17 protein-coding genes, 1 tRNA gene and 2 pseudogenes are annotated in these 25,465 nt (G+C 62.5%); 11 read left to right on the top strand and 9 right to left on the bottom strand.

Annotated features, from left to right (window positions below):
• Positions 1-7 precede the first annotated feature (7 nt).
• Positions 8-1,639, bottom strand: coding sequence for a CTP synthase (locus IPM73_06530; GenBank protein ID MBK8917698.1), 1,632 nt, complete (start codon positions 1,637-1,639; stop codon positions 8-10).
• 214 nt (positions 1,640-1,853) lie between these two features.
• On the opposite strand from IPM73_06530, the gene IPM73_06525 reads away from it, so the two are divergent.
• The 5 genes from IPM73_06525 (at position 1,854) to IPM73_06505 (ending at position 6,781) form a co-directional block, all read left to right on the top strand.
• Complete coding sequence (locus tag IPM73_06525; protein MBK8917697.1) at positions 1,854-2,780, top strand: histone deacetylase family protein; 927 nt, start codon at positions 1,854-1,856, stop codon at positions 2,778-2,780.
• 88 nt (positions 2,781-2,868) lie between these two features.
• Positions 2,869-4,089, top strand: a complete 1,221-nt coding sequence (locus IPM73_06520) for an aspartate kinase (GenBank protein MBK8917696.1) — start codon at positions 2,869-2,871, stop codon at positions 4,087-4,089.
• 64 nt (positions 4,090-4,153) lie between these two features.
• A tRNA-Ser gene (locus tag IPM73_06515) sits at positions 4,154-4,246 on the top strand.
• 248 nt (positions 4,247-4,494) lie between these two features.
• On the top strand, positions 4,495-6,015 hold the full coding sequence (locus IPM73_06510; protein ID MBK8917695.1) for an IS21 family transposase: 1,521 nt from the start codon (positions 4,495-4,497) through the stop codon (positions 6,013-6,015).
• A complete protein-coding gene (locus tag IPM73_06505) occupies positions 6,005-6,781 on the top strand; it encodes an ATP-binding protein (protein MBK8917694.1) in 777 nt (258 codons plus the stop codon). Before IPM73_06510 ends, IPM73_06505 begins: the two co-directional genes overlap by 11 nt.
• Positions 6,782-7,291: 510 nt before the next feature.
• On the opposite strand, the gene IPM73_06500 is transcribed toward IPM73_06505, so the two are convergent.
• Both IPM73_06500 and IPM73_06495 read right to left on the bottom strand, forming a co-directional pair.
• On the bottom strand, positions 7,292-7,576 hold the full coding sequence (locus IPM73_06500; protein MBK8917693.1) for a hypothetical protein: 285 nt from the start codon (positions 7,574-7,576) through the stop codon (positions 7,292-7,294).
• Between the two features lie 91 nt (positions 7,577-7,667).
• Positions 7,668-7,931, bottom strand: a complete 264-nt coding sequence (locus tag IPM73_06495; protein MBK8917692.1) for a helix-turn-helix transcriptional regulator — start codon at positions 7,929-7,931, stop codon at positions 7,668-7,670.
• Positions 7,932-8,135: 204 nt separating this feature from the next.
• Between IPM73_06495 and IPM73_06490 the strand changes: the two genes are divergently transcribed.
• The gene (locus IPM73_06490) at positions 8,136-8,624 is read left to right on the top strand and encodes a hypothetical protein (protein MBK8917691.1); all 489 of its coding nucleotides are present in this window, start codon (positions 8,136-8,138) and stop codon (positions 8,622-8,624) included.
• A gap of 54 nt (positions 8,625-8,678) precedes the next feature.
• On the opposite strand, the gene IPM73_06485 is transcribed toward IPM73_06490, so the two are convergent.
• The 4 genes from IPM73_06485 to IPM73_06470 all read right to left on the bottom strand — a co-directional run bounded on the left by IPM73_06485 (position 8,679) and on the right by IPM73_06470 (position 11,941).
• Complete coding sequence (locus IPM73_06485) at positions 8,679-8,909, bottom strand: hypothetical protein (GenBank protein ID MBK8917690.1); 231 nt, start codon at positions 8,907-8,909, stop codon at positions 8,679-8,681.
• Between the two features lie 43 nt (positions 8,910-8,952).
• On the bottom strand, positions 8,953-10,053 hold the full coding sequence (locus IPM73_06480) for an AAA family ATPase (GenBank protein MBK8917689.1): 1,101 nt from the start codon (positions 10,051-10,053) through the stop codon (positions 8,953-8,955).
• Positions 10,053-10,253 carry an AlpA family phage regulatory protein gene (locus IPM73_06475; protein MBK8917688.1) on the bottom strand — a complete coding sequence of 67 codons (201 nt, stop codon included), beginning with the start codon at positions 10,251-10,253 and terminating at the stop codon, positions 10,053-10,055. The genes IPM73_06480 and IPM73_06475 overlap by 1 nt, the downstream gene beginning before the upstream one ends.
• Positions 10,254-10,711: 458 nt before the next feature.
• Positions 10,712-11,941 carry an integrase arm-type DNA-binding domain-containing protein gene (locus IPM73_06470; protein ID MBK8917687.1) on the bottom strand — a complete coding sequence of 410 codons (1,230 nt, stop codon included), beginning with the start codon at positions 11,939-11,941 and terminating at the stop codon, positions 10,712-10,714.
• 807 nt (positions 11,942-12,748) lie between these two features.
• Between IPM73_06470 and IPM73_06465 the strand changes: the two are divergent.
• Together IPM73_06465 and IPM73_06460 are read left to right on the top strand one after the other, a co-directional pair.
• Positions 12,749-13,125 (top strand): annotated as a pseudogene (locus tag IPM73_06465) (type II toxin-antitoxin system RelE/ParE family toxin).
• Positions 13,109-13,444: an XRE family transcriptional regulator gene (locus IPM73_06460; GenBank protein ID MBK8917686.1), complete on the top strand. Its 336-nt coding sequence runs from the start codon at positions 13,109-13,111 to the stop codon at positions 13,442-13,444. Before IPM73_06465 ends, IPM73_06460 begins: the two are co-directional and overlap by 17 nt.
• A 93-nt stretch (positions 13,445-13,537) precedes the next feature.
• On the opposite strand, the pseudogene IPM73_06455 reads toward IPM73_06460, so the two are convergent.
• Both IPM73_06455 and IPM73_06450 read right to left on the bottom strand, forming a co-directional pair.
• A pseudogene (locus IPM73_06455) lies at positions 13,538-13,801 on the bottom strand (integrase).
• A 96-nt stretch (positions 13,802-13,897) separates the two neighbouring features.
• Positions 13,898-14,341, bottom strand: coding sequence for a hypothetical protein (locus IPM73_06450; protein ID MBK8917685.1), 444 nt, complete (start codon positions 14,339-14,341; stop codon positions 13,898-13,900).
• A gap of 107 nt (positions 14,342-14,448) precedes the next feature.
• On the opposite strand from IPM73_06450, the gene IPM73_06445 reads away from it, so the two are divergent.
• From IPM73_06445 to IPM73_06435, 3 genes are all read left to right on the top strand, one after another.
• Positions 14,449-14,820 carry a hypothetical protein gene (locus IPM73_06445; protein ID MBK8917684.1) on the top strand — a complete coding sequence of 124 codons (372 nt, stop codon included), beginning with the start codon at positions 14,449-14,451 and terminating at the stop codon, positions 14,818-14,820.
• A gap of 450 nt (positions 14,821-15,270) precedes the next feature.
• The gene (locus tag IPM73_06440) at positions 15,271-16,272 is read left to right on the top strand and encodes a hypothetical protein (GenBank protein MBK8917683.1); all 1,002 of its coding nucleotides are present in this window, start codon (positions 15,271-15,273) and stop codon (positions 16,270-16,272) included.
• 137 nt (positions 16,273-16,409) lie between these two features.
• Complete coding sequence (locus IPM73_06435; GenBank protein ID MBK8917682.1) at positions 16,410-25,331, top strand: hypothetical protein; 8,922 nt, start codon at positions 16,410-16,412, stop codon at positions 25,329-25,331.
• Positions 25,332-25,465 lie beyond the last annotated feature (134 nt).

Here is a 25,465-nt window from a genome sequence, read left to right as displayed (position 1 = left end):
CGGCACCTCAGTTCGCCTGCTTCCTAGCCAGCGCAGCCTTCACGTAGGCCGTGAACAGCGGGTGCCCGGTCCGGGGGTTGGAGGTGAATTCCGGGTGGTACTGGACGCCCACGAACCAGGGGTGCAGGGCTTGCGGCAGTTCCATCATCTCCGGCAGGTCCTCGGTGGGCGTGCGGGCGGAGATGACCATGCCGGCGGCTTCCAGCCTGGGCACGTAGATGTTGTTCACTTCGTAGCGGTGACGGTGGCGCTCGGTGACCTTCTTGCCGTAGATCTGCTCGGCCAGAGTGCCAGCCTTGATCGGGCAGGCCTGGGCACCCAGGCGCATGGTGCCGCCCAGGTCGGAACCGGCGTCGCGCTTCTCGACCTTGCCTTCGCGGTCCAGCCACTCGGTGATGAGCGCCACCACCGGGTGCGGCGTGTCTGAATCGAACTCGGTGCTGTTGGCCCCCTCCAGGCCGGCCACGTGGCGGGCGAACTCGATGGTGGCCAGCTGCATGCCGAGGCAGATGCCCAGGTAAGGCACCTTGTTCTCGCGGGCGTAGCGAATGGCGGCGATCTTGCCTTCCGTGCCGCGCCGCCCGAAGCCGCCGGGGACGAGGATGGCGTCCATGGCCTGCAGGGCGCCGATGCCGTCCTTCTCGATGTTCTCGGAATCGATGTAATGGATTTCGATGGCGCTGCGGGTCTGGATGCCGGCGTGCTTGATGGCCTCGATCAGCGACTTGTAGGACTCGGTCAGATCGACGTACTTGCCGACGAAGGCGATGTCGACCTTGTGCTCCGGGTGTTCCTGGGCGTAGATCAGCTTCTCCCACACCGACAGATCGGCCGCCTTGGCCAGGATGCCCAGCTTGTGGCAGACGATCTCGTCAATCATCTGCTCGTGCAGCATGCCGGGGATCTTGTAGATGGAATCGGCGTCCAGGCACTCGATGACGGCTTCCGGCATGACGTTGCAGAAAAGCGCGATCTTGCGCCGTTCCTCGGCGGGCATGGAGCGGTCGGCACGGCAGAGCAGGATGTCCGGCTGGATGCCGATCTCGCGCAGTTCCTTGACGGAGTGTTGGGTGGGCTTGGTCTTCAGCTCGCCGGCCGTGGGAATGTACGGCAGGAGCGTCAGGTGCATGTAGCAGACGTTGTTGCGGCCCTCCTCGATGCCCATCTGGCGGATGGCTTCGAGGAACGGCAGGGACTCGATGTCGCCCACCGTGCCACCGACTTCGACGATGGCGACGTCCGCCCCGGCGGCGCCGGCCTTGATCTTGCCCTTGATCTCGTCGGTGATGTGGGGGATGACCTGCACCGTCTTGCCCAGGTACTCGCCCCGCCGCTCCTTCCGCAGCACCGAGTCGTACACCTGGCCGGTGGTGAAGTTGTTGCGCTTGGACATCTTGGCGCTGGTGAAGCGCTCGTAATGGCCGAGGTCCAAATCGGTCTCGGCGCCATCCTCGGTGACGAAGACCTCTCCGTGCTGGAAGGGGCTCATCGTGCCGGGGTCGACGTTGATGTAGGGGTCGAGCTTGAGGTGGGTAACCTTGATGCCGCGGGATTCCAGTATGGCCCCCAGCGACGCGGCGGCGATGCCTTTGCCCAGAGAGGACACGACACCGCCCGTGACGAAGACGTATTTGGTCATGGAAAGACAGGCTGCGGGAAAGCCGAATGATAGCCGATATGCCCGCTCATTCCCAAATCGCCCACCGGAAGCGACTTTCCGGACACTCACCCGGGATGGGGCCTGCTGCCCTGCCATTCGGGGTGTCGTTTCGGTTGTGGCCGCGGCGAAAATCGATCGATAATGACGCCAATCCGGCGCGCCGAAAGGGACGCCGCCCGTCAGAGAGAGTTCAGTGACCACCACCGCGATCATCAGCCACCGGGACTGCCAGTTGCACGACATGGGCGTCCATCATCCCGAGTGTCCCCAGCGCCTCACCGCCATCAGCGACCATCTCATCGCCCAGGGCATCGACGCCTACTTCAGTTATTACGACGCGCCGCTGGCCACCTTCGAGCAACTCCTGCGGGTGCACCCCGCCGCCCACCTGGAACGGCTGAAGCGCGCCGCGCCGGAAATGGGCATCGTGCACCTGGACCCGGATACGGCCATGAACCCCCACACCTGGCAGGCCGCCCTGCGCGCCGCCGGGTCCGGCGTCATGGCGGTGGATCTGGTCATGAAGGGCGAAGTCGAAAACGCCTTCTGCGCCGTGCGTCCCCCGGGCCACCACGCCGAGCGGGCCAATGCCATGGGCTTCTGTTTCTTCGCCAATACCAGCATCGCGGCGCGCCACGCGCTGGCGGCCCACGGCCTGGAGCGTGTCGCCATCATCGACTTCGACGTCCACCACGGCAATGGCACCGAGGACTGCGTCTCCGGCGACGACCGCATCCTCATGTGCAGCATCTTCCAGCACCCCTTCTACCCCTACAGCGGCACCGACAAGCCGGCCGCCAACATGTGCAACGTGCCCCTCGCCGCCGGCGCCGGGGGCGAAGAATTCCGCGATGCCGTCACCCAGGTCTGGATTCCCCGCCTGAACGAATTCAAGCCCCAGCTCATCGTCATCTCGGCCGGTTTCGATGCCCACTACGAGGACGACATGGGCGGCCTGAAACTCCTGGAACGGGACTACGCCTGGTGCACCGGCGAACTCATGAAAGTCGCCGCGCGCTTCGCCGAAAAGCGCATCGTTTCCATGCTGGAAGGCGGCTACGTCATGACCTCGCTGGCCCGCAGCGTGGGGGCCCATTTGCGCGTTCTCGCGGAAATTTGAGCGGGTTTTCCCTTTGGACACATCCCCCGGGGGGTGGAGTAAAATCCGCCCCTCTTGCTTTTCCCCTCCACGTTAACCGGATACTTCCATGGCGTTGATTGTTCAGAAGTACGGCGGCACCTCGGTGGGCAACCCCGAGCGCATCAAGAACGTCGCCCAGCGTGTTGCCAAGTTCCAGGCCCAGGGGCACCAGGTGGTGGTCGTGGTTTCCGCCATGAGCGGCGAGACCAACCGCCTCATTGCCCTGGCCAAGGAAATCCAGACCCATCCCGACCCCCGCGAGCTGGACCAGGTCTGCTCCACCGGCGAGCAGGTCACCATAGGCCTCCTGGCCATGGCCCTGAAGGACATCGGCGTCCCGGCCCGAAGCTACACCGGCGGCCAGGTCAAGGTGCTGACCGACAGCACCTTCACCAAGGCCCGCATCCTTTCCATCGACGAAGCCAACATGCGCGCGGACCTCGACGCCGGCAAGGTCGTCGTTGTCGCCGGCTTCCAGGGTGTCGATGAGAACGGCAACATCACCACCCTCGGCCGCGGCGGTTCAGACACCTCCGGCGTGGCCCTCGCCGCGGCACTGACGGCCGACGAATGCCAGATCTACACCGATGTCGATGGCGTCTACACCACCGACCCCCGCGTCGTGCCGGAAGCGAAGAAACTCGACACCATCACGTTCGAGGAAATGCTGGAAATGGCCAGCCTCGGGTCAAAGGTGCTGCAGATCCGCTCCGTCGAGTTCGCCGGCAAGTACAAGGTCAAACTGCGCGTGCTGTCCAGCTTCCAGGACGAAGGGGAAGGCACGCTGATCACTGTTGAGGAAGACAAGCAAATGGAACAACCGATCATCTCCGGTATCGCCTTCAACCGCGACGAAGCCAAGCTCACCATCCTGGGCGTCCCGGACAAGCCCGGCATCGCCTACCAGGTGCTGGGCGCCATCGCCGACGCCAACATCGACGTGGACATGATCATCCAGAACGTCGGTCACGACGGCTCCACCGACCTCTCCTTCACGGTGAATCGCAGCGAATACCAGAAGGCCATGGGCATCCTGGAAGGCGTCAAGCAAAAGCTGAGCGCCCGCGAAGTCACCGGCGACAACAAGATCTGCAAGGTCTCCGCCGTCGGCGTCGGCATGCGCTCCCACCCAGGCGTCGCCAGCCAGATGTTCAAGGCTCTGGCCGATGACGGCATCAACATCCAGATGATCTCCACCTCCGAGATCAAGATTTCCGTCGTCCTGGATGAAAAGTACCTGGAACTCGCCGTCCGCGTCCTGCACCGCACCTTCGGACTGGATCAATAAGGCCGCCTGGTTTGACCCCGGGGCGTGGAGCCGCTATGATCCGCGCCTCGTTTGCCTGAACGACGGAGACGTGGCCGAGAGGTCGAAGGCACTCCCCTGCTAAGGGAGCATGCGGGCAAAACCTGCATCAAGGGTTCGAATCCCTTCGTCTCCGCCAACTATGTTGGTATCCTGCTCGCAGCGATAAGCAAATCGGCACTCCTCGGAGTGCCGTTTTGTTTTCTACCCATCGTTCCACCCATCGTTTCGGATGGTACGTAGTGAGACGGAGTGATGCTATCCCGCCGGGACTGCCTATTCTGTTGAGTTGCACGCAAAACTGACCCACTAGCCCCATAGATTTGCATCGAATTTTGACCCACGTATAGACACTGACCTGCTCGGGAACGAGCGGGGGAATCAGGAGTGATCGACGTGGCGTTATTAAGCGTAATCAGGCGCTGGCACCTGCGGGATGGCATGGCCATCCGTGAAATTGCCAGGAGAACGGGCTTGTCCCGAAACACGATCCGGAAGTATCTGAGCACCGGCATCGTCGAGCCGAAATATCCTGATCGACATAGCCCGAGCAAGCTTGATCTGTTTGCGCCGAAGTTGGCCGCATGGCTCAAGACGGAAGCGAAGAAGAATCGCAAGCAGCGGCGAAATCTGCGGCAGATCTATGCCGACCTTACCTCTCTGGGTTATGAAGGCTCCTATGACCGGGTCGCTGCCTTCGCCAGGAATTGGCGACAAGCGCAGCAGGAAGCGGCCGGAACGACCGGTCGTGGCACTTTCATTCCGCTGACCTTTGCTCCAGGCGAAGCCTTCCAGTTCGACTGGAGCGAAGACTGGGCGGTCATTGCCGGCGTGAAGACCAAACTACAGGTGGCCCAACTCAAACTCTCGTACAGCCGGGCCTTCTTCCTGCGGGCCTATCCGTTGCAGACCCATGAGATGCTGTTCGATGCCCACAACCATGCTTTCCGGGTCGTGGGTGGCGTTCCCCGGCGCGGCATCTACGACAATATGAAGACAGCGGTGGATCGAATCCGGAAAGGCAAAGCCCGAGACATCAACACCCGTTTCAAGGCCATGGTCAGCCACTTCCTGTTTGAAGCCGAGTTCTGCAATCCGGCCTCCGGCTGGGAGAAGGGGCAGATCGAGAAGAACGTCCAGGACTCCCGGCATCGCATCTGGCAAGGTGCACCCGCCTTCGAGAATCTGGATGCCCTCAATGCCTGGCTGGAACAGCGCTGCCTGACGCTGTGGCAAGAACTGCGTCACCCTGAATTGCCCGGCACTGTCGCTGAAGCCTGGATCGATGAGCAGGCCCAATTGATGGCCGTGCCAGCCCCCTTCGATGGTTTCGTCGAACATACCAAACGCGTCTCGCCGACCTGTCTGATCAACTTCGAACGTAACCGTTATAGCGTTCCTGCTTCATTTGCCAACCGGCCGGTCAGCCTGCGGGTCTATGCCGATCATCTCGTGGTGGCGGCCGAAGGCAACGTGATCGCCGAGCACCCGCGCATCATCGATCGGCGACATGACTTCAGTCGCACAATCTACGACTGGCGGCACTACCTCTCTGTCTTGCAACGCAAGCCCGGTGCATTAAGAAATGGCGCACCCTTTGCCGAATTCCCCGACGGCTTCAAGCGCCTCCAGTCAGCCCTCCTGAAACGGCCAGGGGGTGATCGGGAAATGGTCGATATACTTGCCCTGGTGCTCCATCACGATGAGCAAGCCGTACTGACAGCGGTCGAGATGGCCCTTGATGCGGGGGCTGCCTCGAAACAGCATGTACTCAATCTGCTCGGACGATTGGTGGAGTTGCCGCCACCGGCGCCAATCGATGCGCCGCAGGCGCTGGTGCTAAGGATCGAGCCACAGGCCAACGTCACGCGTTACGACAGTCTGAGGGAGGTACGTCATGTTGCCTGAGGCCATGATCACCACGCTGAAGTCGTTGAAGCTCTTCGGCATGGCACAAGCCATTGAGGAACTGGCGGCCCAGAGTTCGCCAGCCTATCTGAATGCGCAATCAATCCTGGATAGTCTGCTCAAAGCCGAACTGGCGGAACGGGAAGTTCGATCGGTCAATTACCAGATGAAGATTGCCCGCTTCCCGGCTTACCGTGATCTGTCGGGATTCGATTTTACGCAAAGCGTCGTCAATGAAGCTTTGGTTCGTCATCTGCATCGAGGAGAGTTCATGGACTCTGCCCACAATGTCGTACTGATCGGCGGGCCTGGCACCGGCAAGACCCATCTGGCCACCGCCATCAGTGTGCAGGCCATCATGCATGCCCATCAGCGGGTCCGCTTCTTCTCGACAGTCGATCTGGTCAATGCGCTGGAACAGGAGAAACTGGCCGGCAAACAAGGACAGATTGCCCATCGACTGGTGCATGCTGATCTGGTGATTCTTGATGAGTTGGGCTACCTGCCTTTCAGTCAGAACGGCGGCGCCCTGCTATTCCATCTGATGAGCAAACTCTACGAGAAGACCAGCCTGATCATCACGACAAACCTGAGTTTCTCAGAATGGGCCAACATATTCGGCGACCCGAAGATGACCACTGCGCTACTCGATCGGCTGACCCATCACTGCCATATCGTCGAAACCGGCAACGAAAGTTACCGCTTCAAGAACAGTTCAACCAAGGCTAGCAAGGAGGTGAAGACTAGAAATCCAGCAATGACCTGAGCCATACTTCGGCTCATTCGGGTGGGTCAGATTTCAGTGCAAATCCCGGGTCAGTTTTGCGTGCAACTCAACACATCTGCTCAGTGTTTGCAGTATTCCCGGAATGAGCCGATACAGTTTCCCGGCGCTCCCGTCACCCTTAGGGTGGGATGGCAACGGGAAGGGGAATGAGCGAACGGGGTATCTGGTAACCGGATTTCCCGTTGTTCCCGCTACCCCTAAAGGGGAAGCGCGACGGGGACTGGAGGTGGGGTGAGCCCGTATGTCACTCCCTCCAATCCGGAGTTGGCGAAATTGGTGGAGAGTCTCCCCCAATGGGCGAGGGAGTATTTCGAGGAGAGAGCCGGAATCCTTGAGTACGAAGCCAACTACCCCCGCCCCCAAGCTGAGGAGTTGGCATGGAGGGAGGTACAGAGCTTGATAGATCGGCACTCCCCCAAGCCGAAGTGACCTTCTCCCTTCCCGTTGCCTCCCCCTCCCTAGGGGGAGCGGGGGCGGCGGGAACTTGGGTCAGAGGACGTGGAACAGATTGTTCTGCTTGCGGAAGCGGGTGAAGAAATCGGCCAGCTTCTTCGGATCGAACCACGATTTCTCATTCAGGTGTGCCACCCAATCCACCAACGCCTCTGGCGACTTGCTGAGGCTGGCGACTGCTACCGAGTAGTCGCTCGACTGTTCTGGCGCGTCTGCTGCGATAAATGCCCATTCCCCTGTTCCCGGGGCTGCCACATAGGCGCCCTCCGATAACGGGATAAGCCTGCCGGTACGCTCGCATTTTGCCTTCGTATTGCTCATGAATTTTCTCCTGTAGTCAGGCTCCTCCCGTCCTCCCCAATCCCTAGTGGTAACGGGAGCAACGGTAAATAGCCGCCCCCAAACCCGAGGGCTACGTCTGCTCAATCTCGGTCAAAGCGTCGTAGCGCTCAAGGGCGTTCGCGATCATTTCCGGTAGCGGCTTCCCCAATGCCTCTGCCAAAAGCTGCATGCTTGTCAGGGTGGGCTGGTTTTCGCCAAGTTCGAGTTTGGCGACGTAGGTTCGATTGACCTTGGCCCTATAGGCCAGCTCCTCTTGCGATAGGCGCGCAGCTTTCCGGAGCGAACTCAGCTCCAATCCGAAAGCTTTCATCAGTGTCTTGTCCCCGCCGCGCATGCGGGGCAATTTGACCGGTTAGCCGCATTTACGCACCTGCATATATGGTACAGAATCGCCTGCTCCAATATATGCGAGGTTGCTATGCCAAGTGTTGCAGATGAGATCGAGGCCAATTCAGTCCGCTCTTACCATTTTGAGCGAGGGCGAAAAAGGGAGGTTGCTATTGTTCTGTCTTGCCCGGGTAGCAGGGAGGAGAAAAGCATGAGGCCCGCGTCAGGTACGACAGGTAAAAATCTCGACTTGCTACTGGCAAAACTGGGGCCTCTGATCGGAATTGCCGATTTGGCCCGGAGCGATGTTACGGTCACCAATGCCTTTACCGGGGTCGAGTACAAAGCTAGCACAGGGCGCACTGAAGCAAGCGTCGCGGAGGTTAGGCAAGACGACAATATCAGCCGATTGAACGTCGAACTCGCCGATATATCCGATCTAGTCATATTTTGCGGGGAGAGGGCCGGCGTAGTTGCCGAGCGCGTAACTCTGCATGCAGGGGCAAGATCGGTGCGAATCACCCATCTCGGCATGCAAGGCGTAAACCAAATTACGCATGACATAGATGGTGCACCTATTCTCTCGGTTGCCGATTCAAAGATTGGCGGAGATAAGCGTTCGGCCAAAATGATTGGCCGGGCTAATACATCAAGGCGTATTGACGTATTGGTGCAACGTGTCCTTGATCAGATGAAATGAGGTCACTCGATAATGCCGACATCGAATCATCAGCGATGTCGGCATTACCCGGGTTTAATGCAGAACTTGATATACCAAATGATTGTTCGACTTACGTCCATCAGGTTTAATGGCCTTCAGGCGTCCAGCGGAAATTGCCCGCCGAAACTGCTTGCCGTATTCATAGGGGCAATCGATACTCAACCAGTCATCAGCAAGAATATCCGAGAGTTCGTAGCGACCAGTCGGAAGTCGATTGATTTTGGATTGCACGAATTGCAATGCAGCGGAATTCAGAGCTTTCATGGTGATTCCTTGAGATGTTGTAAGAGGTAGCGGTTACATGGAATTATTCGGGCATCGGCAGCGTGATGTAGTCGCCGTCAACAGCGAGGAAACCCATCTCGCACAGCCGCCTTAGGGCCTGCCGAGCGCGGTCCTTCCGATGCGACTGCGGGACGTTATGCAGCCTGTCCCAGACCAAGTTCAGCAGATCATTAAACGGCATCCCCACGAAAGAGGCATCCGGAAAATCGACGTTGAAGCGCTCAACGCGATGCTGGATCAAGAATTCACGGGCAGCATCCAAGATTACCTGCTGATGGGCGCCCGCCGGGCGCGACGCGGGTTTGGTCGAAACGTAGCCCTCAACCGATTCCACCACACAGGATTTGCGAGGTTTGCCGCTGCTGCTGACACCGAATTCGACCGTCTTCAGCTTGAACCCATGGCTGATACCGTTTTCGCCATCCTTGGATTTCGCGAGCCGCCAGCGAATCACTTCGCCGTCCTCATCAACTTCGACAACAGTGTCCAATGCGGCATGCAAACTGGAATGGCCACGGAGGCCCCGGGTTGCATCTTTTCCGGGGTGATGAATCAGCAGAACAGCGGCCTCGGTAGTCATTTTGAGCATCGTCGCGCCGGCAATAATGCCGTTCATGTCGGCGCACGAATTTTCATCGGAGCCCGGGGCGGCACGATTCAAGGTGTCAATGATCACCAAAACGGGATCACAATAATCGCCCGATCCATTGCCATGCAGAATTTTGAGGCCAAGCTGCCGGGGTTCCTGAAGTTCGTTGATAAAGAAATCATCGAATACGAAGCGCACCCCCGAGGGAAAAGGCCGACCGTGATAGGTCTCCCAAGCTTTGACACGCAGGCGCAAACCGGCTTGCCCTTCCAGCGCAACATACACGACGTCGCCCTGTTGAGTGGGGTGACCAAACCAATCGACACCTTCGGCGACAGCGGCTGCCAAGTCCAGGCACAAGAACGATTTGCCGACACCGCTGGAGCCATACATGCACAGCAGCCCCTGCTCGGGGAAAATGTCTTCCACCAACCACAGCATTTCGGGCAGATCGGGAAAATCGCTGGCGCGGTACAACTGGAATTCCTTCTCCTTCGCGACGACACTGAGGCGAAGCGGGTCACGGGTAGTCATTATTTACCCTCCTGCTGCTTCAGCCATTCATAGACTTCGGCCTTGTTCCACGCAGTAATGCGGGCTGAAAGCTTCACCGGTTGGACAAACGTACCCGCTTTGACTTTGCGCCAAAGCGTTGCGGGGGAGAAGGGAAGGATCGTCAGCAGGTCTTTCTGACGAATGTAGCCGTAGGGCTGACCTGAAATACTCTCGGACATGGAATGTCACCTCGATGCAAAAGCAAGGTAAGGACGAGAGTATTTAGTAAATTGCTACGAGGCCGGAGCCGCATGCAAAGTAAGGCGGATTATAGCGATGACGCCTGATATTGCAACACCCGGCGAGGGCCTGTGGGCTTACGGCGCATGACATTGACAATGAAGATCGGCCCCCGATGCTGGTTTGTTGCCGCGCCTCGGGGGTGTAGCAATTTGGCGGGTTAATTCGGCATCAAAGCTGCGTACAGCCGCCGAATGAGGGGGTTATGGGTATAAGGGGACAGTTTTCCCCTGATACCATCAAGCTCCTCCTCAGTCAGTTTAGGCTGCTGCCTCCTATAATTCGTGGAGGAGCCACTGCTCGTATGGCGCTTGGATTTCTGGATCGGATTGCGTTTCTTGCTCATGGCAATTTTCCTTACGGGTTGAAAATCTTTATCGGCTCAATAGCGGTATCGCTATGAGCCACGATGCGACGAGGCATACTGCTCCCAGTCGTGCATTAGTTGCTTGCGCTTCTCGAATAGGTCGCCACGGCGATAGGCCGCTTCCACCTTGTTGCTGATCGCGTGGGCCAATGCCATTTCGGCGACCTCGTTCGGGTAGTCGGTCTGTTCGGCGCACCAATCCCGGAAGGTAGAGCGGAAACCATGCGGGACAGCCGGAACGTCCATGCGGCGCAGGACGGCGGCCAAGGTCATATCGGAGAGAGAGGCACCTTTGGTGCTCCCCATTTTCGGCTGGTGCGAACTGGGGAAGACAAACTCGCAAAAGGCTACCTTCTCCAAGTCCGTAACGATCTGCAATGCTCTCGGCGAAAGCGGAACCCGGTGTTCCTTCTTGGCTTTCATGCGATTGGCAGGAATTGTCCAAGTGGCACTCTGCAGATCGAATTCGTCCCAAGTCGCACCGCGTACCTCGCCGGAACGACAGGCGGTCAGGACGGCAAATTCCAATGCCCGAGCCCCCATGCCTTGCTGCTCCGCAAGTTTCAGCATGAAGGCTGGCAAATCCGAATATGGCAAAGCGCGATGATGATCGACCTTGGCGATTTTCCCGGGGGCGGGAAGAATCTTGTCCAGCAATCCCTTCCAGCGTGCAGGGTTCGATCCAGTCCGATACCCTCGCGCCGCCGCCCAATCCAGAATTGACTCAATCCGGCCACGCAAGCGAGAGGCCGTTTCGGTTTTGCTACGCCAGATCGGTTCGAGTACGGCCAGAACGTCAGTTAGGGCAACGTCCCCCACCGCCAGAGCACCGATTTTCGGGACGGCGTAGGTGTCGATGGTGTTTCGCCATTGCTGGACGTGCTTGCTGTTCTTCCAGATTGGCTCTTGGCTGTCGATGTAGCGTTTCGCTGCTTCCTTGAAGCTGATCGCGGCGGCAAGGTCGGCAATCATCTTCCTGCGTGCGGCACGATTCTCCTCAATCGGGTCGATGCCCTGAGACAGCTTGATCCGGGCAGCCCGGGCCAATTCCTTTGCTTGGGCAAGGGTTACGTCGGGATACCCTCCAAGTCCCATGTCCTTGCGGATGCCGGCGACCTGATAACGCAAAACCCAGCTACGGGAGCCGGTCTGCGTGACGTTGAGGCCGAGGCCGGCGACGCCCCCGACAAAATTGATACCCCTGCGCTTGATCTGCGAGACGGCGAGAGCGCCAAGTTCTTTTCTGCTATTGCTACCCATCGAATCACCCACCACGAAATACGAGATTGAAATTTTTCCGTGGTGAGGCGAAGGCGGCCTCGCTCTGCAAACCTAGCCGCGAGAGTTCTTGTCACGCCACGGAATCTCGACGGGCTCTTGTCATCGCTACACTCTCTTGCGTGTGCTTGGAGAGCATTGGATTTCGGTCACCCGTATACTAGTAATACGGATGAGGAGGCCTCTACAACGCCCTCGCTGTGAAAATTTTCTTTCCGCAGGTGGCGTGTACCCGACCTAAGATGGGCTACCCATCGCCACCCCCATCATTGGGAGTGAGACGTTCTGAGATGGCTTGGGTCGGGCTGATAGCTTGGATTTTTGGGGGGTGATAAGCTCCGGCCTGAATTGAAATCAGGTGAGACAGTGTGATCGGCTATCTGAGTGGTCTTCGTCTCCGCCAGTAATGGCACTGAAACCCGCACTGCTACAGGCTTTGCGGGTTTTTAGTTTCCGCCTACCCACATTTTACCCACGCCACCCTGAGGTCGCTTGCAGGTCGCGCTCAAACCGGAGTTATCACCCCCGCAATGCGCTGTTTCGGAGGTCGAGGGCTGGATTCTGGGGGTTGGCTGAAAGTCGGCGCTGGCGCGGCGGCGTCACAAATGACAACGGCCACTCAAAGGTGGCCGCTGGGCTGCTCGGCCGATGTTCTGACCCGGCAGGTTGTGTCGCCAGAGTTGCCTCCGTTCGACGGCCGGCTTGGGCCGGAAGCGGGGTAACTTTAGCTGACGAGGCGCTTTCTCCACGAAGGTTTCCAGGTAATACCCAATACGGTATACTTCAGCCATGAGTTCTTCTCCCCGAAAAGAGCGCCCACTGCATTGGGTCGGTTCCGCCAAGCGAGATCTGCTGGATTTTCCCGGCGACGTGGTTGATGAATTCGGCTACGGCCTTGGCGTCGTTCAGTTGGGTGGCCAGCCGCCCGCAGCAAAGCCCTGGAAGGGCGAGGGGCCGGGGGTGTTCGAGTTGGTCGAGGATTACCGGGGCGATACATACCGGTGGCCTACACGGTGCGGTTCGCGAAGGCGGTGTATGTGCTGCACTGTTTTCAGAAAAAATCGCCTTCCGGCATCCGCACCGCGAGGACGAATGTCGACATGATTCACGAGCGATTGAAAGTGGCTCGCAATGACTACGAGGTGCGCTATGGCAAAGAAGACTGAACCGGTGGATGTGGGCACGGGCGATGTGTTCAAGGACCTCGGTTTTGCCGATGCCGACGAACGCAAGCTGCGCACGCAACTGGCGATGCGCCTCAACGATCTGATCAAGGAACGCAAGCTCACCCAGACGGCCGCTGCCGGAATTTTCGGCGTTCCGCAGCCGCACGTCTCCGAGCTGCGGCATTACAAACTCAGCCGGTTTTCGTCCGAGCGCCTGCTGCACTTCATTACCCAACTCGACCGGGACGTGGAGATCGTGATTCGCCAGAAGGCGGCGAATCATGTGACTGGCTTGGTGTCGGTGCTGGTGGCGGCCTGATCTTTTCCGCGCGAATCTTTATGCCGTAGCCGGCTTGCCCGCCTTGCGCTTGCTCCCGATGGGCGTGACGCTGGCGGTGTCCGCCGGCTTGGCGCAGTAGTCGGCCCATGCCTTCATCAGTTGGATGCGCTTTTCCAGCAGGTCGCCGCGCCGGTAGGCGGCTTCTACTTTGTCGGGCAGGCTGTGCGCCAGCGCGTGTTCGCAGACCTCGCGCGGGAAGTTGCTCGATTCCGCGCACCAGTCGCGGAAGGTGGAGCGAAAACCATGCACGGTGATGTCGCTGCGCTTCATCCGCCGCCGGACGGCGGTCAGGCTCATGTCCGACAGCGCCGAATTTTCCTTGGCGCGGGGGAACACCAGATCGCCCTCGCGCGGCATCCAACTTCTGGAAAAACTCCTCACTGGAAGCCCCCCCCTTGCTACCGACGCTGAGCCCCTCACGGTCAAGATCAATCAAGTATTCCATGCGGTTGGCGGACATTTCGGCAATGTCAGCGGAGGCTTCCTCTTGTTGAGGATAAAGGCACCGGCCCATTCCGTTTCAGAGAAAAACACATCGGCCGACCACTCCGGGTGGATGCGTCCCATTCGGATCAATCTTGCCAAGCGCCAGGAAACGACCAGATAGACCGCCAGGGCCGGGTGTTGCGCCATGCGCCCGGTACAGCAGTCCATGTGCGGCTGAAGAATCGATTGCCAGTTCAATCCGCGTTTGCCCGCACTGGCCTGATCGAAGAAACGGTACGCCGCCTGGGTCTCCGCCCAATCCCCGCAGGCCCCCGGGATGCTCGCCATCGGCCGCTCAGAAAAGCGTGTCGCCAGTTTGATCAGCCTTGCGTTCAACCGCCCATCTCCCAAGTTCGCCCCGCCAAATTCGTCTCCAGCCCAGTTTGCCATTGCGCACTCCTCGTGAAAATGGCAATGGGCAAGCAAGGGGTATACCCGACGAATATTGTCAACTACTCGGATGGCTGCCATCGGGCAGTCAGACTACGCGGAGTGAGTTGTGTATAACGGGATGCCTGGGCTACCGGGAGATGATCGCCCGTTTTGGTCAGTTCGGCGCCAGCCAGACGTCCACGCAAGCCGGGGCCGATCTGGTGGGCGGAGCAATGGACGATACCCTGGTGGCCAGCGGCGGGGGGAGCACCCTGCGGGGCGGGCGGGGGGACGACGTGCTGATCGGCAATGGGGGCAACAACACCTATGCCTTCGAATGGGGCGACGGGCGGGATCGTCTGGTGGACACGAGTCCCAGGAGCGATGCCACCGGAACGCCCCTGCCCAATACCTTGCGCTTCGATGCTGTCTGGTTGGTGGCCAGAGCCGCCAATCAGGGAAGCGATCACAGCGCGCAGATGACGATGCGCGCATGAATCTTGACAATAACTCCAATGGCAACAAGGGTGATCTGGACAAGGCAGAAGGACTTCAACATGCCACGCCCACCGGTAGACACAGGCGCCCCCGCTCTCCGCGCCTGTACCTCGTGGCATCCATTTTCAGTGCATTTGTTGCCGGTCTCTACTCCACGAAATCGAACAGGGCACGAGCGGAGAGGGCGACGACGAGCTGGTTATCTAATGTGGCTGGCATGGGTCAGATGGTAATCCAGCCTATTGAGCCGCGCCAAATATTGCGTGGTAACGCCCGAAAAGCCTTGAAGGAAGCGGCTTCAGTCGGGGCTCCGCAACATTCTCAGCGAAACGCCGAGATGAATGCGAACGCGATATTGATATATCACGTTCTGCCTATATACAGCGTGATGACAAAACGCTAGATTCGGCCAGAATTCGGAATATCGGAATCTGCGCGAGACCTCCCCCATGACCGAAGCGACACCACCCGTTCCCCGCCGGAGCAGCTGGCGGCCCTTTGCTGGCCTGGGCCTTGCCGTCGCAGGCCTCGTCCTCTTCCACGCCTTCTTCGATCTTCCGGGATTCTTCTATGAGGAGCAGGGCTGGGACATCCCCAGCGATCCGGTGGAAAAGGCCGCCTACGACTACGCCCATGCCCTGAAACTCCCCGACGACGTCCCCAAACCCGTTCCCTTCCGCTTCTGGACAGCCCGCCTTCGCGCCCTGATCCCCGGCCAGCCAAACGTCTCGGAGCAGTATTTCCAGCACCTGTGCCAAACCGAGGCCGGGGATTTCGTCTTTCGGCACGTCGAGAATGTCGAGGGGGTGCTTCAGATGCGGCCGCGGCGGAGCATCTACGGCACGCCAATCGACTACGACCGTTACCGATTGGAGGAGCCAACTGGCGTTGGCTCCGGAGATACCGGAACCCTCGGCTGGAGGGCACCGGCCGAGCTGGTCCAACCCCCCTCCGGGAAATACGCCTATCTCGAGCAGCCTGCGGATCCCCCGGGATCCGTCATCCGCTACTTCCGCGGTCGCAACGACCACCCACCCGACGGCTATAAGAACGGTGTCGACGCCGGTGATCGCAATGGAAAAATGGCCATCCTCCCCTTTATCGTTGCCAAGGAGCACCACGAGCAGCGCCGCGCCCGTTACGGCTTCACCTGGCGCGGGATCAAGCGGCCTCATGACCGGCGCTATTCCATCGGCGCCGGCGAGTACCTGATCGTCGATCTGGAGACACACGAGGTGCTCGCCGTCAAGCGGGCCTTCAAACTGAGCGGCCGGGACGAGAACACCCCATCCCGAATCTGGTGGGGAAACGCCCGCTGGTGCAAGGGCAAGGAATGGGAATACCGATATTTGGTACGCGAGGTCCTTCAGCCAGTCCCGGACCTCAACGAACGCTTCTTTCAGGCAAATCCGCCGGTTGAATTCAAAGACTTGTCCAAGTGGGGGAAATAATGGAAACGACAGTCAAGGCGTGGCTCGACAATGCCATTCTGCAATCCGTGTGCGAAAGCTATCTCGATCGTTGGGATGCCTGGGCCTCTGCTGGAGATCCTGGCAGTCAGGCTGCCCCCGGATCCACAGTGTATTCGTTGAAGACGATACTCAGCAGCGGTGTGAATCACCCGGAGCACAACCCCAACGGCCAAGGCGCCACCCGCCTGACGAGCGCTCAATTTGAGTGGTTCACGACCAATTACGAATTGGTGACCCACTACGCCAACGACGCCAGCGGCTTTTCCGCCACGCTCTTCCGCAACTGCAACAATCCCGACGAATACACCCTCTCCTTCCGCAGTACGGAATACCAGGACCGGAGCAAAGGGGGGGACTGGGAACGCGACGGGGCGGGAGCGGCGGATGGTGATGTCAACAGCGCCGGCTTCGCCCTGGCCCAGTTGTCCAGCATGGAAACCTTCTACAACGAACTGAAGGCCGGACGCACCTACAACAACGCCAGCGGGCAATTCGAAACCAGCACCAGCGCCGCGGTACTTGATTTCGCCCAGGCACCCCATACCCTGAATGTCACCGGCTATAGCCTGGGCGCGCAGCTTTCGGCGGCGTTCACGCTGCTCCACGGCCCTGAAATCGCTCACACCTACCACTACAACGCAGCCGGGCTGGGCGGCATCAATGCAGACGGTGGAAGACCGCCGACCGGTGGCGACATTGCATTCCTCATCGCCCTCTATGAAGACATGATGGCCTGGGACGGAACAGGCACGCCAGACTGGTGGTTTGGGTTGCCGGAGAGCGTGCGCAACACATTGCGGGACGAAGCATCGGCCAACCCCACCGGCTTGCTGGGCGCCAATCTGTACGAGCGTCCCAAGCATAAAGCTGCCATGGCCGCCATCGGCACCCTGACCCTCGGTGCCGGCGTTGGTGATGCCCAGGATGGATATCGAGGCATCGGCACCCAGCGCCTGATCGATGCCACCACAAACTGGCTTTCCAGTACGGGCAACGGTTCTCTGGGGCGGGATCCGAATGCCTTCAGCAGCAGCCTTTTCGAGTTTGCCCTGGCCAACACGACTCAACTCTACGGGCACGGCGAATTCTGGGATCCGGAAATGGTCGCCAATGGCGGCTACCACGTCACCCCGACGAGGATTTGGGTCGAAGACCTGCCCGCTTCGCGAGGGCTCGGCATCATGGAGATGGCTGTGCCCACGTCGGCTCGAGCGTTCTTTGGCGACTTCGGGGAAACGCACAGCATCACACCGCTCATCGATTCGCTCACGCTGGCCAACCTGCTGCAGGCCCTCGACCCACAGCTTGGCCTGCAGGCTTTTACCGCGATCATGAAGGCCAGCGCGGACCGGGACGACAGCCTGCCCTATTCCTCAGCCGACTGGGTTGGCACCACGGCCACTGCCATTGTCGCCAGCCGCATTCCGGGTTCTGGCCCGCTGATTGCCTCAGGGATCACAGCCCAGGCTGCGACAGGAAATCATCTTTACGATGCCGACGCCCTCGAGAACATGGCGAACACGCTGGCCAAACTGTTTCTCGGAAGCTCTCCCGATCTTGCCCCGGTGATCTCCGCTACCGGCTACGCAGATCTGAGCGCGAGAGACGCGTTGCACGATGCGATCAAGGCCATTCAGGACAGCACGACCTATCGCGGAGCGATGGGCAGTGTGCGGATCGAGTCCCTGGTTGATATCGGGGTAGATACCCTGGTTGAACGGGCCCGGACCGACATCGCCTACCGATACGCGCTGGTCGAGGCCAATCCCTTCGTGATCACAGGCGCAGACGGGCTGTACGACGCTGAGGCCCTGAGCCGCTACGACGACGCAAGCGATACGGGTGAACTGAGCGATCTCTACCTTCAGGATCGAGCGGCGTTTTTGACCTGGAAACTCAAGTACGCGAGCGGTCAGCGCGACGACAACGACCTGCCGATCTCTGCGGGCGACAAACCGTACACCGACCCATGGGATAGCGATACGGTTGAAGGCAATTGGGATTTTATCGATCTCTCGCACCGACTCGCGGGGGGATCGCCATTAACCCTGCAAATCGACGGCAACGGCCTGAGCCTCCACGATCATCAGATTGTTTTTGGCGCCGTATCCGCCGATCAACTTGAGGGGAGCGGGGATTCCGACCACCTCTACGGCGCCTCCGGCGACGACACCCTCTCCGGTGCCCAGGGCAACGACTGGCTGGAAGGCCAATCCGGTGCCGACACCCTGCTCGGCGGCGAAGGCCGTGACACCCTCCTGGGCGGTGCCGGGGACGATCTCCTTGAAGGCGGTTCCGAAGCAGACCTGCTCCGGGGCGGCGCCGGCGATGACACCCTGAGGGGGGGCGGGGGCAGCGACACCCTGGCGGGCGGTCTGGGGGACGACACCTACACCCTCATCGCCGGCGATGGCATGGACTGGATCGAAGATGCCGACGGCGGGGGCCGCATCCGTCTGGGCGATGTCGTGATCGGCGATGCCGCCGGGGCCATCGCCTACGTCGGGCCCCGCGTCTGGCGCCAGACCGTCGGCAACGTGGTCGTCAACTACGTCCTCTCCACCGCCGTGGATTCCAATGGGGCGACACGGGATTTCCTGACCCTCCAGAGTTCGGCGGGCATCGGCGCTTATCTCACCCAATGGACCTCCGGCGCCCTCGGCATCACCCTCCCCGGCGCCCCGGTCCTGGTCGATCCGCTGCCCGATACCGTGCCGCAGGAAACCGTGCACCGCACCCTGACCGGCATTCCCGATGTGGTCTATACCGGCTACATCCTGGCCGAGGGCAACCAGGAGGTCCGCGCCGGTGCCGATCCCATCTTTACCGATCCCTGGCGCAATCCGCAGGGGGTCTCGGGCAACAACTTCATCTCCGGCAGTACGGGCAACGACATCCTGGGCAGCGGGCATGGCAACAGCGTCCTGATCGGCCATGGGGGGCAGGATCTCTTCTTCGTCCTCGACGGCAACAGCCGTCTTTACGCCGGGGAGGAAGCCGATCTCGCCACCGCCCTGGAGCAGGCCCGCAGCGCCTCTGCCACCGGCCGGCCCGGTTCCGTGTTTCTGACCGGCAATGGCAACAGCACCCTGGTCGGGAGTCCCGGCAACGATCTCCTGTTGCTGGGCAACGGCGACCATGTGGCGGTCCTGGGGCCGGGCAACAACCTTCTCGTCTCCGGGGTGGAGGCCTTCGTCCCCAATGACGTCACGGCCCTGGGGTGGTCGGTGACGGCTTCCTCTGTCAATCCTCTGGACATCACCATCGACTGGGGCCGGGTGATGCTCGATGGCCGCGGTCCCCTCCTCTCCGAGAATTACGACGGGAATGTGGCTTATCAGCAGGCGGTGGGATCGGCCGGGGAGGTGCGCATCCATGTGCCCGGCTCCGGCCACAACGTCATCTATGCCGGAACCGGCCAGGACACGATCCTGCTCGGCAACGGCAGCAATCTGGTCATCGGCGGTGCCGGCCGCACGACGGTTTTTGGGGGGACGGGGGCGGATACGGTCTATGGCGGCACCGGGGATCTGGCCGCTGCCGGGCGCGGCGGGGACGATTCCCTCATTGGCGGGACGGGCAACGACCTCCTCCTGGGCTGCGGCGGGGCGGACACCCTCTTCGGGGGGGGCGGCAACGACAGGCTCGAGGGCGATGGCGCCCTGACGCCTGCGGGGCAGTCCGGGGACGATGTCCTCGACGGCGGGGCGGGGGACGATGGGCTTTTTGGGGGGGAGGGTCAGGATGTCCTCGCCGGGGGGTCGGGGGAGGATCGCCTGTTCGGGGGCGAAGGCAACGATACCTTGAGCGGCGGCAGCGGCGCCGATGTGCTGCGGGGCGAGGCGGGGGACGATGTGTATGTCTTCCTGCGCGGCGACAGCCGGCCCAACGCCCTGGGGGTGACCGATACGGTGGACGATGCCCTGGGGAGGAACCGCGTCGTTCTGGAGGGGGTGGGGTCGGGATCGGGAACCGGAAGCGGGGATTTGCTCATCACCCGGGAGGGCGAGGCCCTCCTTCTCAGCCAGGGGCAGGATCGCGTCCTGGTGCTGGGGGGATTCGCGGGGGCGGTGGCGTCCTACGGCTTCGCTGACGGCTCCAGCCTGGGCTACCGGGAGATGATCGCCCGTTTTGGTCAGTTCGACGCCAGCCAGACTTCTCCCCAGGCCGGGGCCGATCTGGTGGGCGGAGCAATGGACGATACCCTGGTGGCCAGCGGCGGGGGGAGCACCCTGCGGGGCGGGCGGGGGGACGACGTGCTGGTCGGCAATGGGGGCAACAACACCTATGCCTTCGAATGGGGCGACGGGCGGGATCGTCTGGTGGACACGAGTCCCCGCACCGATGCCGCCGGTTCGGCCCTGCCCAATACCCTGCGCTTCGGCGCGGGCATCGCCGCCGCCGACCTGCGGGTGCGACTGGAAGGCAATGCGCTGGTGGTCGCCCTGGGGGACGACGGGGCGGGGGGTGAGGTGTGGATCGAGGGGGTCTCGCCCGAGAATCCTTTGGCGGCGCCCATCGAGCGTTTTATGTTTGCCGATGGTTCGGTCCTCGGCCTGGCGGAACTGCTGGGGGACGGCTACGCCGGGACGGAGGCTGATGAGGTGCTGTGGGGCACGCCGGCTTCCGACCGTCTGGAGGGGGGCGGCGGCAGGGATACGATCCTGGCCGGCGAGGGGGACGACACCCTGATCGGCGGCGCCGGGGACGATGTCCTGGCCGGGGGGGCGGGGCAGGACAGTTTCGTGATCGACGGCCTGGGCGATGACACGGTGCAGGATTTCATGGCCGGGGACCGGATGGTCTTCGGGGAAGGCCTCTGGCCCGAGGGGATCACCGCCCGGGCGACCTCCGGCAGCGACGGGCGCCCGGCGCTCTTCCTCGAGGTGGGGGAAGGCAGCGTGCTGCTGGAGGGAGGTTTCGCCGCCCCCGCCGGGACGTTTGCCTTCGCCGACGGGCAGAACATTTCCCTCACCGAGCTCCTGCAGCGCGGGACGGCCCAGCGCACCACCCTCGTGCGCAGCGGGGGGAACTTCGTGTTCAGCGCCACGGCCGCGGATACCCTGTCCGCCAGCGGCGGCGACGATACCCTGTCCGCCTGGGGGGTGGGCGCCGTCCTCCTGGGAGGGAGTGGCGATGCCCTCCTGGAAGCCCATGGGGCGGGGAGTACTTTGGTGGGGGGCAGCGGGCACGACACCCTGTCCGCCTGGGGCGACGATTGCGTCCTGGTGAGCGGCCCGGGCGTGGTCGAGATGAGGTCCGCGGGGCAGGACACGCGCTATGTGTTGACCCCGGGGACTTCCGCCACCCTGCAGGGGGCCGGAGGCGGTTCGGCGACGCTCTGGCTGCCGGAAACCTTGGCGCTGGCGGATTTCTCCGTCACCCGGGCGGGGAACGATCTGCTGCTGGCGGCGCGCTCGGGGGACACCCTGGCCACCCTGGCGGGGTACTTCTCCGCCCCGGCCGAAGAACGCGGCTGGGTCGTGCTGGGCGGCGACGGCAGCGCCCGCCTGCTGGATGACTGGGTGGGGTCGGAACTCGCGGCGGGCGATTACGCAGCCGACGTGGCGGCGGCGGAGGCGGCCTTCGCGGCGGGTCTGGCAGCCGATCTCCAGACCCGGGGGCGCCGGGGTACGGCTGTAGGCGGTCTGGCGGGCCTCGACGCCGGCGAGGGGGTGGAGGTTCCCAGTCTGGGGTATTCCGTCCCCGTGGGCAGCTACCGCTTTGGCGGGCTTACCCAGGACAGCGCTGCCCTCGCCGCCGGCGAGACGCGCCTCTCGCCTTCGCTGGAGGATGACGTCGCAGTGACCACGGTGCGCCAGACGGTGACTTATCCCATCCCGGGCTACACGTTGAGCAGAACCCTCCCCGGCGAATCCAGGATCGTCTCCCTCCCCCTGGGCTCGCTGCCGCCCGTGGCCTCCGGGGCGACGGTGAGCTTCCTGGGCCACGTGGGGGTCGCGGGCGGGCAGACCCTCTATTTCCAGCCCGGCGATCACCCGGAACTCGACCCGCGTTTCCAGGGGGGCGCCGGGGTCTCTTCCCGCTATCTGGTCCGCTACCCCGGCAGCCAGGAGACCCTCACGGTCGCGTCTTCTTCCGGCACCCGGACGGTCGAGGTGCAACAGGCCCTGGTGGAACGGAACATCACCCTGCATCGCCTGACGGGGGACGACGCCGACCACACGGTCCTCGCCGAAAGCCCCTTCTTCGGCACCCTGCGCCTGGGAGCCGGCGACGACGACGTCAACCTGGGGTCCAGCGCCGCCGAGGCGGGGGACTGGCTCTCGGGCGGGGGGTGGATGCCCTCCTTCGCCGCCCTGCGCGCCCAGGGCATGGGCGCCTTCGTCAGCGCCGGGGGCGGCAACGACCACATCGTGGGAACCGACGGCAACGACGTGCTGGCCGCCGGCAGCGGTCATGACTTTCTGGATGGCGGCCGGGGGGCAGACACCTATTACGCGCCCCTGGACGGCGAGTCCCTCACCGTCATCCACGATTCGGGCGACCCGGCCCCCAACGCGGATTTCATGATGTACGGCGGCTTTCCCCTCGACACCCTGGTGCTTCCCGATGGGGTGCGTCCCGAGGATTTGAGCGTCGCAGTGTTCGACGATCCGGAAAACCCCGGCCTGCAACTGCTGCAGATCCGCTACCAACAGGGCAACATCCTGGTGGCCTTCGCGCCTCCGCCGCCGCCAGGCTGGACGGGTCTGAGCAGCGAGGCGGGGATCGGGGTGGAGCGCTTCCGTTTTGCGGACGGAACGGTGCTCTCGCGGGACGCCCTGATCGCCCGCGCGACCGCGCGCACCAACGCTTTCACCCCCGCGGTGGCGCTGGCCGGGCGCGACGTGCAGGCGGGCGAGACCATTGCCGTGGCCGGCCTGCTCACGGCGGCCGACGCGGATGGCGACGGCCTGGCCCGCTTCCAGGTCCGGCTGGAGGGGTCTGGCGATGGCGTCCTGCTCCTCGACGGGGTGGTGCAGGAAGCCGGTGCGCTTCTCGACATCGCCGCCGCCGACCTGAACGTCCTGAGCTACCGCGGCGGCGGCGCGGGCAGCGAGAACCGGTTTTCACTGCGGGCCTTCGACGGGGGGCGCTGGAGCGACTGGACGAGCAGCCGGCTGGCCGCCCGCACGGGCGCCACGGTGCTGGCCCCCGCGCAGGAAACGGCGGCGAATTTCATCCCGGTCCTGCTGGCCCGGTATTTCAGCGCCCAGTCTCCGGTGGGCGCAGCCATTCAGCGCTTCGAGTTTCTCGATCGGCGCGACGGCGAAGGGCGGGTGCTGCTCGATGGCCTCATCCCGGACGAGAGCCGCTTCGTCGTGGCGGCGGAAGACCTCGAGCGGGTGCGCTTCCTGGCCATGGTGGCGGGGGAAGCCGATACGGTGATGATTCGCGCCGACGACGGGGCCGGCTGGGGGGCCTGGACGTCACTGGCCCTCGCCGGCGAGGACGAGGGCGTGGTGCGCCGGGCGATGACCGCGGGGGAAAGGGTCCAGGGCGGCAGCGAGGAAGGCATCCTGGTCGCCCGCGCCAACAATACCCTGGCCTCCGGCAGCGGGCGGCAGACCTTCTATCTGGGGCTGGGCAGCGGCACCAGCCACCTGTACACCTCGGCCCGGGCCGACCCGGACATGATCCGCTTCGGCGCCGGGGTAAGCCTCGATTCCATCCATGCCCGGGTCAGCGGGAACGATCTGGTGCTCGAATTCGGCACCCAGGGCGACCAGGCCATCGTCCACAACTTCCAGGGGGGCATCGCCGGCGGCGCCTGTCTCATCGGGAGTTTCGACACCTGCGACGGGAATTACGCCACCTTTTCCCGTAGCGCGCTGGGCGAAACCCATTGGCGAAGTTTCGATGCCGAGGGCCGCCCCCTTGCAGACGCCTGGACCCGGAGCAACGGCACTGCGGGCCAGGAGCGTTACTTCGAGGACGGCAGCCGCGAGCGTACCCTGAGCTACTCCGCCGGGACGGTGCGCTACGAGTCGGTGGAGATGCGTACGGCGGATGGTTCCTACCACAGCGTGCGGCAGGGCAGCGACGGAAGCCAGCAGATCGAAGACTTCGACGCCCGCAGCGGGGCCACTCACTCCACCGGGTTCGTGGTCCGCTCGGATTCCCGCATGAGTTACGACAAGTCGGATTCCGGAGCGGGTGAGGGGGCGTCCCTGATCACCACCACTTACACCAATGGTTCCTCCACCGCCTACAGCAACGCTTACAGCGCTGACCGAACGAACCGCAGCGGATGGCGGCTTGCGGACGGTTCAGCCGGCTACGACGTGCGCGACCGCGAGGGGCGACAGATCGCGGCCGGCACGGTGAGCGCCGACGGCCGCGCCACCCTGCGCACCGGGGGAAACAGCCTCCAAACCGGCAGCGCGGCAGCCGACACGCTGACCGGCGGGGCCGGCAACGACTTCCTGGCCGGGGGCCGGGGCGACGATCGCCTCTCCCTGGGGGCGGGCCACGATCTGGTGGCCTTCAACACCGGGGACGGCCACGACCGGATCGTCCTGGGCAGCGATGGCGGCGACAGCGTCAGCCTGGGCGGCGTGTCCTTCGATTCGGACCTCTGGTTCTCGCGCTCCGGCAACGATCTGGTCCTGGGCGTCGGCGAAGAGGACAGCCTCACCTTCGAGGACTGGTACGCCGCCGGCAGCCGCCGGGGCATCACCTCCTTGCAGATCATCGCCCCGGCCCTCATGGCGGCGGCGAACTGGCCCGAATCCGCGCCCGTCACCCGCTTCGACTTCCAGAATCTGGTCGACCATTTCGACGCGGCCCAGCTCGAATCCCCCGGCCTCCAGGCCTGGAGCTTCCCCCGCTCCCTGCTGGAAGCTGGGGCGGAAGGGAGCGCGGAAAACGCCTTGGGCGGCGGGCTGGCCTTCCATTTCGGCCGGCACGGAAACTTCGGGGGCATCAGCATGGCCTCGGCGCAATCGGTGGTCTCCTGGTCGGAATTCCTCTCTACCGGCCAGGGCGTCGGCGGTCTGGTGCCCTTCTCCAACGAAGCGGCCTACCTGCGTTGAGGCCCCCTTGGGCCGCATCCTGTTCGCCTGGGAACTCGGGCTCAACCGGGGGCATGCGGCCCGCATCGCCCCGCTGGCGGCGGCCCTCGCGCAGGCGGGGCATGAGGTCCGCATCGCCGCCCGGGATCCCTCTG

Source organism: Betaproteobacteria bacterium (assembly GCA_016720065.1).
Lineage (GTDB): Bacteria > Pseudomonadota > Gammaproteobacteria > Burkholderiales > Rhodocyclaceae > SSSZ01.
The sequence above is the reverse complement of the archived record's forward strand: the minus strand, read 5'-3'. Positions and strand labels throughout refer to the sequence as shown.

Excerpts from the sequence above, each read along its gene's own strand:
- IPM73_06530 (MBK8917698.1), bottom strand. The coding sequence starts at position 1,639 with ATGACCAAATACGTCTTCGTCACGGGCGGTGTCGTGTCCTCTCTGGGC.
- IPM73_06520 (MBK8917696.1), top strand. The coding sequence starts at position 2,869 with ATGGCGTTGATTGTTCAGAAGTACGGCGGCACCTCGGTGGGCAACCCC.
- IPM73_06505 (MBK8917694.1), top strand. The coding sequence starts at position 6,005 with ATGTTGCCTGAGGCCATGATCACCACGCTGAAGTCGTTGAAGCTCTTC.
- IPM73_06500 (MBK8917693.1), bottom strand. The coding sequence starts at position 7,576 with ATGAGCAATACGAAGGCAAAATGCGAGCGTACCGGCAGGCTTATCCCG.
- IPM73_06495 (MBK8917692.1), bottom strand. The coding sequence starts at position 7,931 with ATGCGCGGCGGGGACAAGACACTGATGAAAGCTTTCGGATTGGAGCTG.
- IPM73_06490 (MBK8917691.1), top strand. The coding sequence starts at position 8,136 with ATGAGGCCCGCGTCAGGTACGACAGGTAAAAATCTCGACTTGCTACTG.
- IPM73_06485 (MBK8917690.1), bottom strand. The coding sequence starts at position 8,909 with ATGAAAGCTCTGAATTCCGCTGCATTGCAATTCGTGCAATCCAAAATC.
- IPM73_06480 (MBK8917689.1), bottom strand. The coding sequence starts at position 10,053 with ATGACTACCCGTGACCCGCTTCGCCTCAGTGTCGTCGCGAAGGAGAAG.
- IPM73_06475 (MBK8917688.1), bottom strand. The coding sequence starts at position 10,253 with ATGTCCGAGAGTATTTCAGGTCAGCCCTACGGCTACATTCGTCAGAAA.
- IPM73_06470 (MBK8917687.1), bottom strand. The coding sequence starts at position 11,941 with ATGGGTAGCAATAGCAGAAAAGAACTTGGCGCTCTCGCCGTCTCGCAG.
- IPM73_06460 (MBK8917686.1), top strand. The coding sequence starts at position 13,109 with ATGGCAAAGAAGACTGAACCGGTGGATGTGGGCACGGGCGATGTGTTC.
- IPM73_06450 (MBK8917685.1), bottom strand. The coding sequence starts at position 14,341 with ATGGCAAACTGGGCTGGAGACGAATTTGGCGGGGCGAACTTGGGAGAT.
- IPM73_06440 (MBK8917683.1), top strand. The coding sequence starts at position 15,271 with ATGACCGAAGCGACACCACCCGTTCCCCGCCGGAGCAGCTGGCGGCCC.